The organism is Flavisolibacter nicotianae, from assembly GCF_003628535.1.
In the GTDB taxonomy this organism is placed as follows: Bacteria; Bacteroidota; Bacteroidia; order Chitinophagales; family Chitinophagaceae; genus Flavisolibacter; species Flavisolibacter nicotianae.
On record NZ_RBCI01000004.1, the window covers coordinates 99,988 to 114,578 of the forward strand.

14 protein-coding genes are annotated in these 14,591 nt (G+C 48.5%); 9 read left to right on the forward strand and 5 right to left on the reverse strand.

Annotated elements, in window-relative coordinates; translation table 11 throughout:
• Positions 1-96: 96 nt before the first annotated feature.
• Together D6024_RS12215 and D6024_RS12220 are read left to right on the forward strand one after the other, a co-directional pair.
• Positions 97-1,104 (forward strand): DHH family phosphoesterase, encoded by a 1,008-nt coding sequence (locus D6024_RS12215; protein ID WP_121354919.1) that lies wholly within the window; start codon positions 97-99, stop codon positions 1,102-1,104.
• 12 nt (positions 1,105-1,116) lie between these two features.
• Positions 1,117-2,067: an FKBP-type peptidyl-prolyl cis-trans isomerase gene (locus D6024_RS12220; RefSeq protein WP_121354920.1), complete on the forward strand. Its 951-nt coding sequence runs from the start codon at positions 1,117-1,119 to the stop codon at positions 2,065-2,067.
• 225 nt (positions 2,068-2,292) lie between these two features.
• Here the strand turns inward: D6024_RS12220 and folP are convergent, their stop codons facing one another.
• Positions 2,293-3,120 carry a dihydropteroate synthase gene (folP, locus tag D6024_RS12225; protein ID WP_121354921.1) on the reverse strand — a complete coding sequence of 276 codons (828 nt, stop codon included), beginning with the start codon at positions 3,118-3,120 and terminating at the stop codon, positions 2,293-2,295.
• Positions 3,121-3,250: 130 nt separating this feature from the next.
• Here folP and D6024_RS12230 point away from each other — a divergent pair, with 130 nt between their 5' ends.
• The 4 genes from D6024_RS12230 (at position 3,251) to D6024_RS12245 (ending at position 6,581) form a co-directional block, all read left to right on the forward strand.
• On the forward strand, positions 3,251-3,802 hold the full coding sequence (locus D6024_RS12230) for a DUF1599 domain-containing protein (protein WP_121354922.1): 552 nt from the start codon (positions 3,251-3,253) through the stop codon (positions 3,800-3,802).
• A complete protein-coding gene (locus D6024_RS12235; RefSeq protein WP_121354923.1) occupies positions 3,799-4,968 on the forward strand; it encodes a BT_3928 family protein in 1,170 nt (389 codons plus the stop codon). The genes D6024_RS12230 and D6024_RS12235 overlap by 4 nt, the downstream gene beginning before the upstream one ends.
• Before the next feature lie 17 nt (positions 4,969-4,985).
• Positions 4,986-6,032: an ABC transporter permease gene (locus tag D6024_RS12240; RefSeq protein ID WP_121354924.1), complete on the forward strand. Its 1,047-nt coding sequence runs from the start codon at positions 4,986-4,988 to the stop codon at positions 6,030-6,032.
• Positions 6,033-6,137: 105 nt separating this feature from the next.
• Entirely contained in the window at positions 6,138-6,581 is a 444-nt protein-coding gene (locus D6024_RS12245; RefSeq protein WP_121354925.1) for a CBS domain-containing protein, read from the forward strand.
• Here D6024_RS12245 and D6024_RS12250 read toward each other — a convergent pair.
• Positions 6,575-6,856, reverse strand: coding sequence for a DUF721 domain-containing protein (locus D6024_RS12250; protein ID WP_121355352.1), 282 nt, complete (start codon positions 6,854-6,856; stop codon positions 6,575-6,577). The two genes, D6024_RS12245 and D6024_RS12250, sit on opposite strands and share 7 nt — an antisense overlap.
• Positions 6,857-6,984: 128 nt before the next feature.
• Between D6024_RS12250 and priA the strand changes: the two genes are divergently transcribed.
• The gene (gene priA / locus D6024_RS12255; RefSeq protein WP_121354926.1) at positions 6,985-9,426 is read left to right on the forward strand and encodes a replication restart helicase PriA; all 2,442 of its coding nucleotides are present in this window, start codon (positions 6,985-6,987) and stop codon (positions 9,424-9,426) included.
• A 99-nt stretch (positions 9,427-9,525) separates the two neighbouring features.
• Here priA and D6024_RS12260 read toward each other — a convergent pair whose 3' ends face one another.
• Positions 9,526-10,176, reverse strand: a complete 651-nt coding sequence (locus D6024_RS12260) for an NAD(P)H-binding protein (RefSeq protein WP_121354927.1) — start codon at positions 10,174-10,176, stop codon at positions 9,526-9,528.
• A 21-nt stretch (positions 10,177-10,197) separates the two neighbouring features.
• Between D6024_RS12260 and murB the strand changes: the two genes are divergently transcribed.
• Both murB and D6024_RS12270 read left to right on the forward strand, forming a co-directional pair.
• Positions 10,198-11,214, forward strand: coding sequence for a UDP-N-acetylmuramate dehydrogenase (gene murB / locus D6024_RS12265; protein ID WP_121355353.1), 1,017 nt, complete (start codon positions 10,198-10,200; stop codon positions 11,212-11,214).
• A gap of 153 nt (positions 11,215-11,367) precedes the next feature.
• On the forward strand, positions 11,368-11,865 hold the full coding sequence (locus D6024_RS12270; RefSeq protein WP_121354928.1) for a hypothetical protein: 498 nt from the start codon (positions 11,368-11,370) through the stop codon (positions 11,863-11,865).
• A 56-nt stretch (positions 11,866-11,921) separates the two neighbouring features.
• Here the strand turns inward: D6024_RS12270 and D6024_RS12275 are convergent, their stop codons facing one another.
• Positions 11,922-13,454 (reverse strand): magnesium chelatase, encoded by a 1,533-nt coding sequence (locus tag D6024_RS12275; protein ID WP_121354929.1) that lies wholly within the window; start codon positions 13,452-13,454, stop codon positions 11,922-11,924.
• Between the two features lie 32 nt (positions 13,455-13,486).
• Positions 13,487-14,584, reverse strand: coding sequence for a vWA domain-containing protein (locus tag D6024_RS12280; protein ID WP_121354930.1), 1,098 nt, complete (start codon positions 14,582-14,584; stop codon positions 13,487-13,489).
• Positions 14,585-14,591: the final 7 nt, after the last annotated feature.

The following is a 14,591-nucleotide window of genomic DNA, read 5'->3' on the forward strand; positions in this document are numbered from 1 at the left end:
AGTAAAAAACAAAAGTGCAGCGCCGGTCTTTAACGTCCTCCTTTAAAACTTTCCTATACTTTTGCGCCTTTCGCTCCGGCGAATGCACCGTTTGTCATGAAAGAAATTCACGAGCTATATAGCCAGTTAACAGAACCCAGGCGGGTTGTCATAACAACCCACCAAAAACCTGATGCGGACGCCATGGGCTCTTCGCTCGGCCTGGCCCATTTTCTCCGCCAGTTTGGTCATGAGGTTACGGTGATTTCACCCACCAACTGGGCCCGCTGGCTCGACTGGATGGAGGGTACGGCCGATGTACTGGATTACGAACTGCACCGGACCGAAGGCGACAAAAAGCTCGAGGAGGCCGAATGGCTTTTTTGCCTTGACCACAATCATTTCAGCCGCACCAAAAGCTTGGCGCCAAAACTGGCAGAGATCAACTGCACAAAAATTCTCATTGACCACCACCAGGAGCCGGACACGGCCTCGTTTGATTATGGCGAATCCAATACCGGCAAAAGTTCAACCTGCGAGATGGTTTACGACTTTATTGCCGGCTCGGGGCACCGCGACAAGGTCAATATTTACATTGCCGAATGCCTTTATGCCGGGGTGGTGGCCGATACCGGTTCGTTCCGGTTTTCCTCCACGCATGCTTCGGTGCACCGCATGGTTGCTTTTTTAAAAGAAATGGGGCTGGAGCATACCAAAGTGCACGAAGCCCTTTACGATAACTTCCTGGAGAACCGGCTTCGCTTTTTAGGTCACGTGTTAAGTAACCGGCTCGAGATCAATTATGAATTGAACACGGCCCTGATGTGGGTATCGAAGCAGGAGATTTTAAAATACGATATCCGCACCGGCGACACGGAAGGCCTGGTCAATTACCCGCTTTCCATCCAGGGCATTAAACTGGTAGGCCTGGTCATTGACCGCGACGAGGAACGCAAATGGAGCTTTCGTAGCAAAGGCAGTTTTGACTGCAACACTTTTGCCCGTAAATATTTTAGTGGCGGCGGCCATTTCAATGCATCCGGCGGCCGGGATACCGAGTCCCTCCAGGACACGGTTAAAAAATTTAAGCTGGCCATCGAAGAAAACAGCAAACAATTACAATAAACAGAAATCGAAATGAAAATCACAACAAAGCATCTTTTGCCCGTTGCAGCGCTGGCCCTCGTGTTTACAGCCTGTAAACAAACTGACTTCAAAAAAACGAAAGAAGGTTTTCCCTATAAAGTGTTTAGCAGCGGAAGCGGCGACAAGGTCATGCCCGGCAACTTCGTAAGCTACCACATTACCCAAAAGATTAAAGACAGCGTGCTGCAAACATCTTACGGTAACCCGCCCATGTTTGCCGGCGTTCCTAAAGACAGCGCATCATCAAATCCACTGGCTGCGCTGCTGATCGAAGCAAGAAAAGGCGATAGCATCCAGGTTATCCAGCCAATTGATTCCATGATCCGCAAAAACCCCCGGCTGGCCGAAGACCCGATCCTGTCCAAAAAGAAAGGCCAGGACCTGGTGACCTTTATCAAAGTAGTCGAAGTTTATAAAAACGAAGAAGACGCTCACACCGCTTTCGAAAAACAAAATATCGAGTCTTTCAACCAGCAACCTGCCATCGCAGAGCAACGCAAGAAAGACGAAGCCGAGATTGAATCTTATTTGAAAGCAAACAATATCCAGGCACAGCGTACTCCGTGGGGCGCCTATATCCAGGTATTGACTCCGGGTTCGGGACCAAAACCCAAATACGGTGAGTTTTCGATGCTGAAATATACAGGGAAAGACTTGCAGGGAAAGGTGTTCGACACAAACAACAAACCCGACGGACAATTGATGCCGCTCCAGGTCGGCGCCGGCGGTACAATCCCGGGTTTTGAAGACGCTGTACGCCAGCTTTCGAAGGGTGAAAAGGCGACCATTTTCATTCCTTCTGTAATTGCTTATGGCCAGCAGGGAAGACCACCGGTTATTCAACCCAACCAAAACCTCGTGTTCGACATCGAGGTAGTGGATGTAACCGACAAGCGTCCTGAACCGGTTGGAGCCCCTATCCAAGATTCAACAAGCCGCTAACAAATTAAAAGCGTTTCACCCCGATCTTTGCAGCCCATTCAACAATGGGCTGTTTTTTATTCCGGCCTTACTGAGAACCAGGCTCCGTTTTTAGTCCAACATCGAAACACCATCGTATCCAGGAAAACGAACGGTACCACGATATGAAAACAACCAATCGGTCCCGGAAACTGTGAATACACCCAACAAACTTTTGTGAGATAAGAGCAGTGGCAACACTGCTCTTTACTTTTTGTACGCCTGGTATAGCGTAATGGCCTCCATGGCTTCTTTTACATCGTGCACCCGCAGAATGTTGGCACCATTCAATAAGGCCATGGTGTGTAAAACGGTAGTGCCATTCAGCGCATTGTCGGCAGTTGTTCCCAGCGTTTTGTAAATGGTCCCTTTCCGGGAAAGCCCGATGAGGAGCGGTTTTTCCAGTTGACGAAAAAATGCCAGCTCCCGCAGCAACTGGAAATTGTGGGCAATGGTTTTGCCGAAGCCAAAACCGGGGTCTATCATGATGTCGTTGATCCCTGCCTGTTGCAGTGCTTTTACCCGAAACGAAAGTTCATCGAAAACAGAAAGCGTGACGTTTTCGTACACGGGCCTTTCCTGCATATTTTGTGGGTTGCCCTGCATGTGCATCAGCACGTAAGGGACGCCAAGTGAAGCGACGGTTGGAATCATCTCATGATCCAGTGTTCCGGCACTGACATCATTCACGATGCCGGCACCGGCAGCGACGGCCTCCCGGGCGACTGATGAATAAAACGTGTCCACGGAAATCAACTGGTCCGGGAAGGCACGGTGAACAGATTCAATGGCAGGAATCACACGGTGCAATTCTTCTTCTTCACTCACTTTTTCGCTACCCGGTCGTGTGCTTTGTCCGCCGATATCCAGGATGGTGGCGCCATCCCCGATCATTTGTTCCCCTTTTTTCAGCAAGGCATCTGTGCTGGCCATACGGCTACTGGCATAAAACGAATCCGGCGTCGTATTGAGAATTCCCATGACAATCGGCCTGTCAATAACGAGCAAATGTCCTTTGCAATTGAGTGTGAACATTACGGCTTGTTGCTTACTTTTGAGCGAATGTAACGGAAAAGCCTCAAGCCGTTTGCTGCAAGCCACAAGACATCGTCTCTGTCACCTGCTTGAAGCCAGAAGTTTGCCGCTTTCACCTAAATAAAAATGCATGTCCACCATCGAACAATACAATCACATAATCCACCAGTGTGAAGACATTTTCCTGAAAAAAACAAAGGACTACGGCACGGCGTGGCGGGTGTTGCGGACCATTTCCGTCGTCGACCAGATCTACATTAAAGCCTATCGCATTCGCACCATCCAGGAACTTGGACAACAAAAAGTCAGTGACGATATCCGGGGCGAATTTATCGGCATCATCAATTATGCGGTGATCGGACTGACACAGCTTGAACTGACGGAAGAAGACGAAGAAGAAATGGCACCGGAGACGGTCCGGCAGTTTTACGATCGTTTCATTGGTGAAGCGCAAGGTTTGATGCATGCAAAAAATCACGATTACGGTGAAGCCTGGCGGCAAATGAGCCAGGAAAGTTTTGTGGACCTGATCCTGATGAAATTGCAACGCATGCGGCAGATCCTTTCCAACAAAGGCGTCACGCTGATCAGCGAAGGATTGGACGCGAACTATTACGACATTATCAATTACGCGGTGTTTGCCTTGATCCTGATGGACGAAAACGTAATGCAAGTGGTATGAGAACTTCCGTAAAAATCATCCAATGGCTGGTCGGCCTTTTATTCATCGTCTCGGGGCTGGTGAAAGCAAACGACCCAGTCGGATTGGGCTATAAAATGCAGGAGTTTTTTGAGCTGTGGTCCACTGGACTTTCCAAAAGTTCGCTTCCTGGCACCCTGTTGGCTTCCCTGCATGATGCGGCGCTTGGCCTTTCCATTTTTATGATCACCCTGGAGATTTTGGCCGGTGTGGCTTTGCTCATCGGGTGGAAAAAAACCTTTGTACTTCGCCTGCTTCTTTTACTGATCATCTTCTTTACGTTCCTGACCGGCTATGCTTATTTGTCGGGTAAATTCACCAACTGCGGATGCTTCGGCGACTGCATTCCCATCACGCCGTTCACATCGTTTCTGAAAGATCTTGCCTTGCTGGCGATGATAGTTTTCCTGTTGGTGCAACAACGCTATATCCAACCTGTTCTTTCGACCCGGTCCGGCAACATCGTCCTGGCTGCGACCTTATTTTTCAGCCTCGGTTTGCAATGGTACGTGTTAACCTATTTGCCGCTTGCCGATTGCCTGCCGTTTAAAAAAGGCGCTTACCTGCCCGCCGGCATGAAGCCGCCGCCCGGCGCCGTCCCCGATAGCTTTGCCATCCGGTTTGTGTACGAAAAAGGAGGGAAGCAGTATGAATTTGCACCCGAAAACCTGCCGGCTGATTTTACCACTTACAAATTCGTCGACCGGAAGCAAACACTGGTGCGGAAAGGCAATGCAGAAGCACAGATCAAAGGATTTACCCTCACAAACGATGAAAAAGATTCTATTTCCGGTAATACCATTGACTTTACCGACAGCGTACTGGCAAAACCAAAAGCACTGCTGGTTTTTGCCCTCGATTTTTCCGACCCGGAATGGATAGGCCAGACAAAAAAGCTGCTTGACAACGCTGCCAAAACCGGTTTGCCTTTGTATGTTGTTTCGCCCAACGCCGGCGAGGCCCGTGCAGCTTTCGAAAAGGCAGGCGTGACCGGCGGCAAGTTTTTTAATACCGATTTTACCGTGGTCCGTACCGTTGCCCGAACCAATCCAACGCTTCTTTTACTCAAAAACGGCACCGTTGAAAAAAAATGGAGCCGGCAGGAAATGGCCCGTGCTGCCAACGAGCTGCCTGCGCCAACCTTTTAAAACCCTAACTTGCTTCCGTGCTGACGTTCATCCTTCGCAGATTTCTATACGGTCTTTTGGTCCTGCTCGGCGTCGTGCTGCTGGTATTTGTCCTTTTCCAGGGATTTGGCGATCCGTCGCGGCTGGTAATGGGACAAACAGGCGACGCGAAAACACAGGAAAATATCCGCCGCGAACTTTACCTGGACCAACCCAAATGGAAGCAGGCTGTTTTTTACCTGAATGATATTTCCCCGGTCAGCTTTCATAGCGCGGAAGAAATCCGGAAAAAAGAGCTGACCGGCTTTTTTATCGGGGGACAAACAAAACTCGCGATCAAATTGCCTTACCTGCGCAAGTCCTATCAATCCAAAAAATCGGTGGGAAGCATCCTGATGGAAGCCTTGCCCGGCACCCTTTTGCTGGCATTTTCCGCTATGTTGATTGCCGTCCTGGTTGGCATTCCACTCGGCGTTTTGGCAGCCGTAAAACAAAATTCGTGGATGGATACATCGGCCGTATTTGCTTCGATCGTAGGCATTTCGGCGCCATCATTTTTTATGGCGATCATCATTGCCTATCTATTTGGTTTCGTCTGGACAAACTGGACCGGCCTGCACATCACGGGAAGCTGGTTTGATATCGATTTCAACGGCAATAAACGACTGACCCTTCAGAACCTGATTTTGCCTGCCTTTACGCTAGGCATCCGTCCACTGGCAATCATTACCCAGCTGACAAGAAGTGCCATGCTCGACGTGCTGGACCAGGATTACATCCGCACGGCCTATGCCAAGGGGCTCAGCCGCCGGACAGTGATCTGGAAACACGGGCTGCGCAATGCGCTCAACCCGGTCATCACAGCCATCACCGGTTGGTTTGCGGAACTCCTGGCCGGTGCTTTTTTCATCGAATGGATTTTTGGCTGGAAGGGCATCGGGAAGGTGACTGTTGATGCACTGGAAAAACTCGATTTCCCGGTTGTGATGGGATCTGTTTTGATCTCGGCCACGTTTTTTATTCTTGTCAATATCCTTGCGGACATCCTATACGGCATTGTCGATCCGCGTGTCCGTATCCGCTAAGAATATTTGTCAGCCTCATCATGTTTTGTATGGGAAATCTTGGCTACCTTTAAAAACAAGCCGCCAGTAACAATCACCAATTTCCTAACACATAAAACCTATGCGATGGAACAAGTAGCAGATTTGTTAGCCCGCATCTATCCGCAATTCAATACGGCTGCAGCCCATTGCCTTGTCAGCGATGCACTGTACCAGATGTGTTCCGAGAATGTTGATTACCTGATTATCCTGGAGGATAACAAGTTCATGGGCATCATCACCGATCATGACATTGCGTCCCGGATTTTATTTGAAAACAGGCCGCTGAAAGAGATCGAAGTGAGAGAGTACATGAACACGACTCTGCCCGTAGCAACCCCGGAGACCTCCCTTCAAAATTGCATGAAACTGATGGAACGGTACAATGTGCGGCACCTGGCCATTTATGACCGGATCGAGTTTAAAGGCGTGGTATCGAGCTATGAGCTGATGCAGGCAGCATTGGTCAAGCAAAGCGGCTTTTTTGAAGAAGAAGAGCCGCCGCTTTTCGGCTATCCCTACAATTATTGAATGACGATATCGTCGATGACTTTTTCGCCCAAAGCTTCGTTTACGCGAAGCTTTATTTTTTCCTTCTGGTACAGCAGCTCCTGTTTAAGCGGAGCAACGTTGGTTGTAATAAACAGTGTTTTATTAATCACTTTCAGGTTCTCGGTGTATTTGGCAATCGTTTTTCCCATCACCTTTTCCCAAATGTCTTCAATCTGGTAAGCCTGCATGGCGCCTTTGAGGCGGCTTTTAGCCAGGTAAAGTTTAATCGCGTCGCCGATGGAATACTGTCCCATGAGCCGAAGGTAAGAAAGTTCTGAACGATGTTTTTTTTGCTGCACCATTCAACCCGTTTTTCTCCCTGGCCGCAAGAGCTAATCTACAACCTCAACAAGGCTGTAGTTTCCCTATTTTTACAGCCTTCATGTTTGCCGAAGTCATCATACCACTGGCCTTACCCAAAAATTACACCTGGCACATACCCGAAGAAATGCTTCCGGGCATTTCGGTGGGCTGCCGGGTAGAAGTGAACCTTGGCAAAAACAAAAAATACGCGGGGCTTGTTAAACGCATTCACGGCGATGCGCCCCTGAGCTTTGAAGCAAAGGACATTTTGAATGTGCTCGACCCCGAGCCCGTGATCCATCCGTACCAGTTGCAATTGTGGGAGTGGATGGCCCGTTATTACATGTGCACCGAAGGGGAAGTGATGGCCGCCGCCCTGCCATCGCATTTTAAGTTATCCAGCGAAACGGTGCTCATCTTTAATGAAGAATTCGGCGATGATTTTTCGGATCTCGACAACGACGAATTCCTGGTAGCAGAAGCGCTGCAGATGAAGCACGAACTGCGATTGAATGAAGTACAGCAAATCCTCGATCAAACCCACGTTTATCCGGTCGTCAACAAATTGATCGGCAAAAAACTGTGTTTTGTATGGGAAGCGCTGAAACAGGCGTATACTGCGAAGAAGGAAACCTTTGTGCTTCTTTCGAACGAATACCACGACGAAGAAAAACTGGCCGAATTACTCAACAACTGGGGTCGTGCACCCAAACAGATGGATTTACTCCTTGGTTATTTGCACCTGATGAAGACACAGGGCGAAGTGACCAAAACAGAACTGCTGAAAAAAGCCGGCGCCAGCGATGCACAGTTAAAAGGACTGGTGGACAAAGAAATTCTTCACCTGGAAAAACGAAGCATCGACAGGATAATGTATGCTCCCAAAGACATCACCATCGATTTTACCCTGTCGCCATCGCAGCAGGAGGCGTACGAAAAACTGCAGGCCTGCTTCCAGGAACGCCAGGTAGCATTGCTACATGGCATAACATCCAGTGGCAAAACGCACGTCTATGTTAAAATCATCGAGCAGGTCATTCGCAGGGGGCAGCAGGTATTGTACATGCTTCCTGAAATTGCCCTGACGTCTCAGATCATCCGCCGTTTACAGAAACATTTCGGTGGTTACATAGGTATTTATCATTCCAAGTTCAGTCAGAATGAACGGGTGGAAATCTGGAACAAGGTAAAAAGTGGGGAACTGAAAATTGTACTGGGCGCAAGAAGTTCGCTTTTCCTGCCCTTTCGTGATCTTGGCCTGATCATCTGCGATGAGGAACATGACTCTTCCTATAAACAACAGGATCCTGCACCACGATACCAGGGTCGCGACGCCGCCATCTACATGGCCTCTCTGACAAGTTCTAAAGTTTTGCTGGGAAGTGCGACGCCCTGCCTGGAAACCTATTACAATGCAAAAACAGGGAAGTATGGATTGGTGGAACTGGCAGAACGGTTTGGCGACGTCACGCTTCCCGACATTGAGTTCATCGACAACCGCACTATTGCGCACAAACCCGGTGAAAAAATCATGTTTTCTCCTCGGCTTCTGGATGAAATCAGGACCACGGTGGCCAGGGGCAAACAGGTGATCCTTTTTCAAAACCGGCGGGGTTATTCGCCTTACCAATTGTGCACTGTTTGCGGCTGGATAGCCGAGTGCCGGAACTGCGATGTATCGCTGACCTATCACAAGCAATCCAACAAACTGAAATGCCATTATTGCGGCAATATCTATCCGCCGGTCACCACCTGCATGGCCTGCGGAAGCGACAAACTGGTGCAACGCAGTTTTGGTACGGAGAAAATCGAAGAAGTGCTGGAAACGGAGCTCGAAGGCATCAAGGTAAGCCGTATGGATTTTGACTCTGTCAAAAATAAAAATGCCCATGACGTGCTGATCCAGCAATTTGAGCAAAAAAAGATCGACGTCCTGGTCGGCACGCAGATGGTGGTAAAAGGTCTCGATTTTGACAACGTGGACCTGGTAGGTATTCTGGACGCGGATGCGCTGCTGCACTTTGCCGATTTCCGTGTGCACGAACGGGCCTTTCAATTGATGGAGCAGGTAAGCGGCCGGGCCGGTCGTAAGGCGGGAAAAGGTAAGGTGCTGATTCAAACCATCAATCCAACCCATCCCGTTTTACTGCATGTGGCAAGACACGATTACGCCGGGATGTATAACGAGGAAATTGAAAAGCGGAAACAATTTTTTTACCCGCCTTTCTCACGGATCATTCATATCCACTTCAAGCACAAAGAACGCGACGTGGTTTTTGACTGTGCCCACCAGTTTGCCAAGGCCATGGATTTTGTTTACCGGTCTTACATCGTTGGGCCAGCCGAACCGGTCATCAACCGCGTACGGGGAATGTTTTTGATGGAACTGTTGCTGAAGCTTCCACGTGATGCGCAGTTCATCGCCAAATGCAAGGACGATATTCAAAAAGAATTTGCCAACCTCCACCAGCAAACGCGGTTCAAAAAAGTGATCATGCTGCCCGATGTGGATTCGCAGTAGTTTGTGCCTGGCGGGAAGAGTGAGTAGTGCGTAAACGATTTCTTCGATCTGGAACCTCCTTATTCATAACTAGAAGGTTCGTTTATAAGAGATCCAAGGCTAAAACGGAAATTCGTAAACAAACCTTCCTTTCCCTTCTTTTTTCGATTCCCGGATCATCGCCGCTGCAATCGCATTTGCTTTTACAGGCTTGTATTTTTTCAGTGAACCCAAAAGCAAAAAAGAAAAAAGTTTCATTACAACCTGCCCGATTTTTTCACCGGTCCTTTTCTCTGTCCGTTTGCCCAACAAAATGGATGGTCGGAAAATCGACACGCTTTTGATGTCAAATTGCTGCACGGCGTCTTCGACCTCGCCTTTTAAGCGGAGGTAAAAATTTCCGCTTTTTCGGTTGGCGCCAACCGCGGAAACCAGCAGGAATTTCTGGCAACCGGTTTCGGCACAAAACCGGGCTGCGTGCACGGGGATGTCGTAGTCAACTTTACGGTAGGCATCTTTGTCGCCCTGCACTTTTTTTTGCGTTGTCCCAACGGCACAAAACACAACATCGCTGCCTTCCAGTGCAAGCTTAAACGATTCGGGGTCACGAAAATTCACCAGCTTTTCTTCCACCTTGCTTTGCGAAAATGTAGTGGGCCGGCGAACAAGTACGCGGATCGTACCAAACTGCTCGTCCTGCTGTAACTGGTTGACAAGCTGGCCACCGATCAAGCCGGTGGCGCCGATAATGGTTGCGGTTTTAAGGGGCATAATATTTTGTATGTTGCGTTCATGCAAATTCGGGAAAATATTTCGCTCCGGCCCTACAATACCTTTGGCATCGACACAGCCGCCCGTTATTTCACGACTTTCCAATCCACGTCCGAACTGAAAGAATTGCTGCGAACTTCATCCCAATCCACCAGTGCAAAAATGATCCTTGGCGGTGGAAGCAATATTTTACTGACAAAAGATTTTGACGGTTTCGTCCTGAAAAACGAGATAGGAGGCATCGAGGTGGTTCACCAGGATGAAAATCATATTTATGTGAGGGCAGGAGCCGGCGTAAACTGGCACCTGCTTGTGCAACACTGCGTGGAAAACGATTATGCAGGAATGGAAAACCTTTCTTTAATTCCAGGCAATGTGGGTGCATCGCCCATGCAAAACATCGGCGCTTACGGCGTCGAGATCAAGGACATTTTTCACCAGCTCGAAGCGTTTCACCTGTACGAACACACACAACACACGTTTGCGCTGGAAGACTGTGCGTTTGGTTACCGTGAAAGCGTTTTCAAACGCCGGCTGAAGGGCCAGTTTGTGATAACGGCCGTTACCTACCGCCTGAATAAAAAGCCGGTGTTTCACACGGATTATGGTGCCATTCAGCAGGAACTTGAAAAAATGGGCGTGCAGCATTTAAGCATCCAGGCCATCGCACAGGCAGTAATTAATATCCGCTCATCCAAGCTTCCAGATCCGCAAAAGATCGGCAATGCCGGCAGCTTTTTTAAGAACCCCTATGTGGACAAAGCGCTATTCGCAAACTTACAGGCTGCTTATCCAGCCATTCCGGCATTTCCTTACGACAATGAACACGTGAAAGTACCGGCCGGGTGGCTGATCGAACAATGCGGTTGGAAAGGTTTTCGCAGGGGGGACGCAGGCTGCTATGAAAAGCAGGCATTGGTTCTGGTGAATTATGGCCAAGCAAGCGGCAAAGAGATTTACGCGTTGAGCGAAGAGATATTACAGTCGGTAAAAAATAAGTTCGGGATTGAATTGGAAAGAGAAGTGAACGTCGTATAGCATTTCTAAATCTTTTTGATTGCCACCGTCAATTTAAATTATAGGTGAAGCAATGGATTGGTAAATGCCCTCAAAAAACCGAAAACTACCAAAGCAGTATTATTTATCTTTTTTCCTCTATGTTCGTGATAAAAATTATTCAAAACTACGTTTATGAAGAAACGCTTACTGTTTGCCGTTTTAATCATTTGTACAGTAGCTGCAAATGCACAAGGGGTGGAAAAAAAGATGGGTACTTCGGCCAGTGCCTCACAAATCTATTTTGAAGCCGGGGGCTCTGCTGTGATCTATTCATTAAACTTTGATTCCCGTTTTAAAAAACAAGAAAATGGACTTGGCTTTCGAATCGGTTTAGGCGGGGCCGGCGGAAGTGGATCAGGTTATTTCGCTATCCCGGCACAAATAAATTACCTGTTGGGCGAAAATGGTAAATACCTTGAATTAGGAGCCGGTGGAACCTACATAAACGTTCATGGTAACGACTTCCTTTTTGACGATCAATCAACGATGGTTGCAAACCTGGTTGTTGGCTTTCGTTCCCAGCCTTTCGCAAAAAAGGGATTGACCTGGCGGATTGCCTTTACACCGTTCATAGACGGCGGTGCGGGTTTTCAACCCTATGCAGGAGCTAGCATCGGCTTCCGATTTTAAAACAAAAAACGAGTTATAAAAAAGCCAACTCCCGCGAGTTGGCTTTTTTATGTTATCTATCTGAAATCGTCTTCCTCCAAATCATCAAAACCGGACGAGGATTGGATGTTCAACATGCTTCCCATCAGGTCTTTGAATTCGATGGAGGTTTCCATGATTTTTTTACTGATCAGTGAATAGGAAGCCAGGCCGTGCAAAACAAATTCCATCAGCAACGCCGCCTCTTTTTCATTGGCGTAGGTGAAGGTTTTTTTCACCAACGCATGCAAGCCGTCGACCTGGTACAACTGGTTCACTTTCTCACGATCGGTTGTTCCAAAGAAAAGGTTGATGTGGTTTCCCTTGTCGAACCAGGAAATGATGCTGCGATAGGGATTGTCTACTGCCTGTGGCGCTTCACCTTTCCGCGGCGCCCTTTTTTTCAGTGTATCGGGATTGGGGAAGTATTGCACAAATTGCGAACGGATCGACTTGTCGAGCAAATTCATGGCAACCTGGTAGGGTCCTTCCTGTTCGCCTTCGTATACCAACTCGATTTTCCCCGTGATGGACGGAATGATGCCTACCAAATCACTCACCCATACCTGTGTATTGGCTTCACGATTGATGATCGCCCTGCGTTCGGCTGCACTCACGGCGTTTTCAAAAGCCGATATGGTCAGGCGTGCACTCACACCACTTTTCTTGTCGACGAACTCACTGCCTCTTGCTTCGAAAGCTACCTGCTCGATCAGGCGCTTGACGAGGTCCGACACGTTGACGATTTCTTTCTGCTCATCTTCGATATCGGCTTCCTGCTCGGTAATGGCCAGCGCATTTTCCAGCGACTTGGGATAGTGTGTGAGGATCTGGCTTTGGATCCTGTCTTTGAGCGGCGTTACAATAGAACCGCGGTTGGTGTAGTCCTCAGGATTGGCGGTAAAGACAAACAGGATATCCAGCGGCAGTCGCAATTTAAAACCGCGAATCTGCACGTCGCCTTCTTCCAGGATATTGAAAAGCGCCACCTGGATTCTTGCCTGCAAATCGGGAAGCTCGTTGATGACAAAGATGCTACGGTTGCTCTTCGGGATGATTCCGTAGTGGATTACCCGTTCGTCCGCAAAGCTTAAGCGCAGGTTGGCTGCCTTGATGGGGTCAACATCGCCGATGAGGTCTGCAACGCTGACATCAGGCGTGGCCAGCTTTTCACCATAACGCTGGCTGCGGTGAATCCATTCGATCGGCGTTTCATCGCCTTTTTCGCGAATCAGGTCTTTGGCAAATTTTGAAATTGGTTTCAGCGGATCATCATTGATTTCGCTGCCCGCCACCACAGGGATGTATTCATCAAGAAGCTCCGTCATTTGCCTCGCCATGCGTGTTTTGGCCTGGCCACGCAACCCGAGAAAAAGAATATTGTGCTTGCTTAACAGGGCTCGCTCCACATCGGGAATGACCGTTTCTTCATAGCCGATGATTCCGTTGAAGGTTTCTTCTTTTGCTTTTAATTTTTGGATGAGATTTTGTCGGATTTCTTCTTTGATGTTTTTCGGTTTGTATCCAGCTTCTAACAACTCGCCAAGGGTGTTGATGTGTTTTCTATCCATGTTTAATTCCGTATCTGAAGTTTAAAATGTTTTTAATAAACCGTCTTTCGTTTGCCGCTTTCGAAGTCCCGGAAGATAAAGGCGCCGAGACGATCGAGCGAGGCGAAATAGGCCTTCCCGTTATTGGTTTCTGTAAATTCCTGCACAAATCGTTGCAGGTAAGGGTCTGTCGCGATCATAAATGTCGTGATGGGGATTTTCAGCTTCTTGCACTGGGCCGCAAGGTTGATGCACCGGTTGGTGACTTTGCGGTCGAGCCCGAAACTGTTCTTGTAATAGCGCTTCCCGATCTTCAGGCAGGTTGGCTTGCCGTCCGTGATCATGAAGATCTGCTTGTTGGGATTCTTCCTGCGGCGCAAAATGTCCATTGCCAGTTCCAGCCCCGCAACCGTATTGGTGTGGTAAGGGCCCACCTGCAAATAGGGAAGGTCTTTGATCTCAACCGGCCAGGCGTCGTTTCCAAAAACCACGATATCGAGGGTGTCTTTGGGATATTTGGTCGTAATCAATTCGCTCAACGCCATCGCCACTTTTTTTGCCGGCGTGATGCGGTCTTCGCCATAAAGGATCATCGAATGCGAAATATCGATCATCAGCACTGTGGACGTCTGTGATTTAAAATCGGTCTCACGAATCTGCAGGTCATCTTCGTTCATCGAAAATGTATCGAGGCCGTGGTTAATTTGCGCATTGCGAATCGACTCGGTGAAATCAATTTGTTCCAGCATGTCGCCAAACTGGAAGGGCCGGGTGTCCGGGCTGATTTCATCGCCCAGTCCCGGCTTGAACGTCTGGTGATCGCCTGACTTTGTTTTTTTCAACTTGCCGAATATTTCTTCGAGACTGCGCTTGCGTATGCTTTGTTCGGTCTTGGAGGTAATTTTGATCTCACCTTTTTGCGCATCTTCGGTGATATAACCCTTCTCTTTCAGTTCATCGATGAAATCACCCATGCCATATTCATCGTCGGTCAGTTCGTATTTCTTATCCAGTTCGTTCAGCCATTGCAAGGCCTCAGCCACATCACCACTGGTATAAGTCAGCAACTGGGTGAACAAATCCAGCAACTGCTCGAACCTCGACTTCCCGTTTTGCCGTGGATCGTATTTGGTAAAATGAAAACCAATCATAATTAAA

What these genes read in the sequence shown, in the direction of transcription:
- folP (WP_121354921.1), bottom strand. Translation starts at nt 3,120, where the DNA reads ATGTTCACACTCAATTGCAAAGGACATTTGCTCGTTATTGACAGGCCG.
- D6024_RS12260 (WP_121354927.1), bottom strand. Translation starts at nt 10,176, where the DNA reads ATGCCCCTTAAAACCGCAACCATTATCGGCGCCACCGGCTTGATCGGT.
- D6024_RS12280 (WP_121354930.1), bottom strand. Translation starts at nt 14,584, where the DNA reads ATGATTGGTTTTCATTTTACCAAATACGATCCACGGCAAAACGGGAAG.
- D6024_RS12235 (WP_121354923.1), top strand. Translation starts at nt 3,799, where the DNA reads ATGAGAACTTCCGTAAAAATCATCCAATGGCTGGTCGGCCTTTTATTC.
- D6024_RS12245 (WP_121354925.1), top strand. Translation starts at nt 6,138, where the DNA reads ATGGAACAAGTAGCAGATTTGTTAGCCCGCATCTATCCGCAATTCAAT.
- murB (WP_121355353.1), top strand. Translation starts at nt 10,198, where the DNA reads ATGCAAATTCGGGAAAATATTTCGCTCCGGCCCTACAATACCTTTGGC.
- D6024_RS12215 (WP_121354919.1), top strand. Translation starts at nt 97, where the DNA reads ATGAAAGAAATTCACGAGCTATATAGCCAGTTAACAGAACCCAGGCGG.
- D6024_RS12250 (WP_121355352.1), bottom strand. Translation starts at nt 6,856, where the DNA reads ATGGGACAGTATTCCATCGGCGACGCGATTAAACTTTACCTGGCTAAA.
- D6024_RS12220 (WP_121354920.1), top strand. Translation starts at nt 1,117, where the DNA reads ATGAAAATCACAACAAAGCATCTTTTGCCCGTTGCAGCGCTGGCCCTC.
- D6024_RS12275 (WP_121354929.1), bottom strand. Translation starts at nt 13,454, where the DNA reads ATGGATAGAAAACACATCAACACCCTTGGCGAGTTGTTAGAAGCTGGA.
- priA (WP_121354926.1), top strand. Translation starts at nt 6,985, where the DNA reads ATGTTTGCCGAAGTCATCATACCACTGGCCTTACCCAAAAATTACACC.
- D6024_RS12230 (WP_121354922.1), top strand. Translation starts at nt 3,251, where the DNA reads ATGTCCACCATCGAACAATACAATCACATAATCCACCAGTGTGAAGAC.
- D6024_RS12270 (WP_121354928.1), top strand. Translation starts at nt 11,368, where the DNA reads ATGAAGAAACGCTTACTGTTTGCCGTTTTAATCATTTGTACAGTAGCT.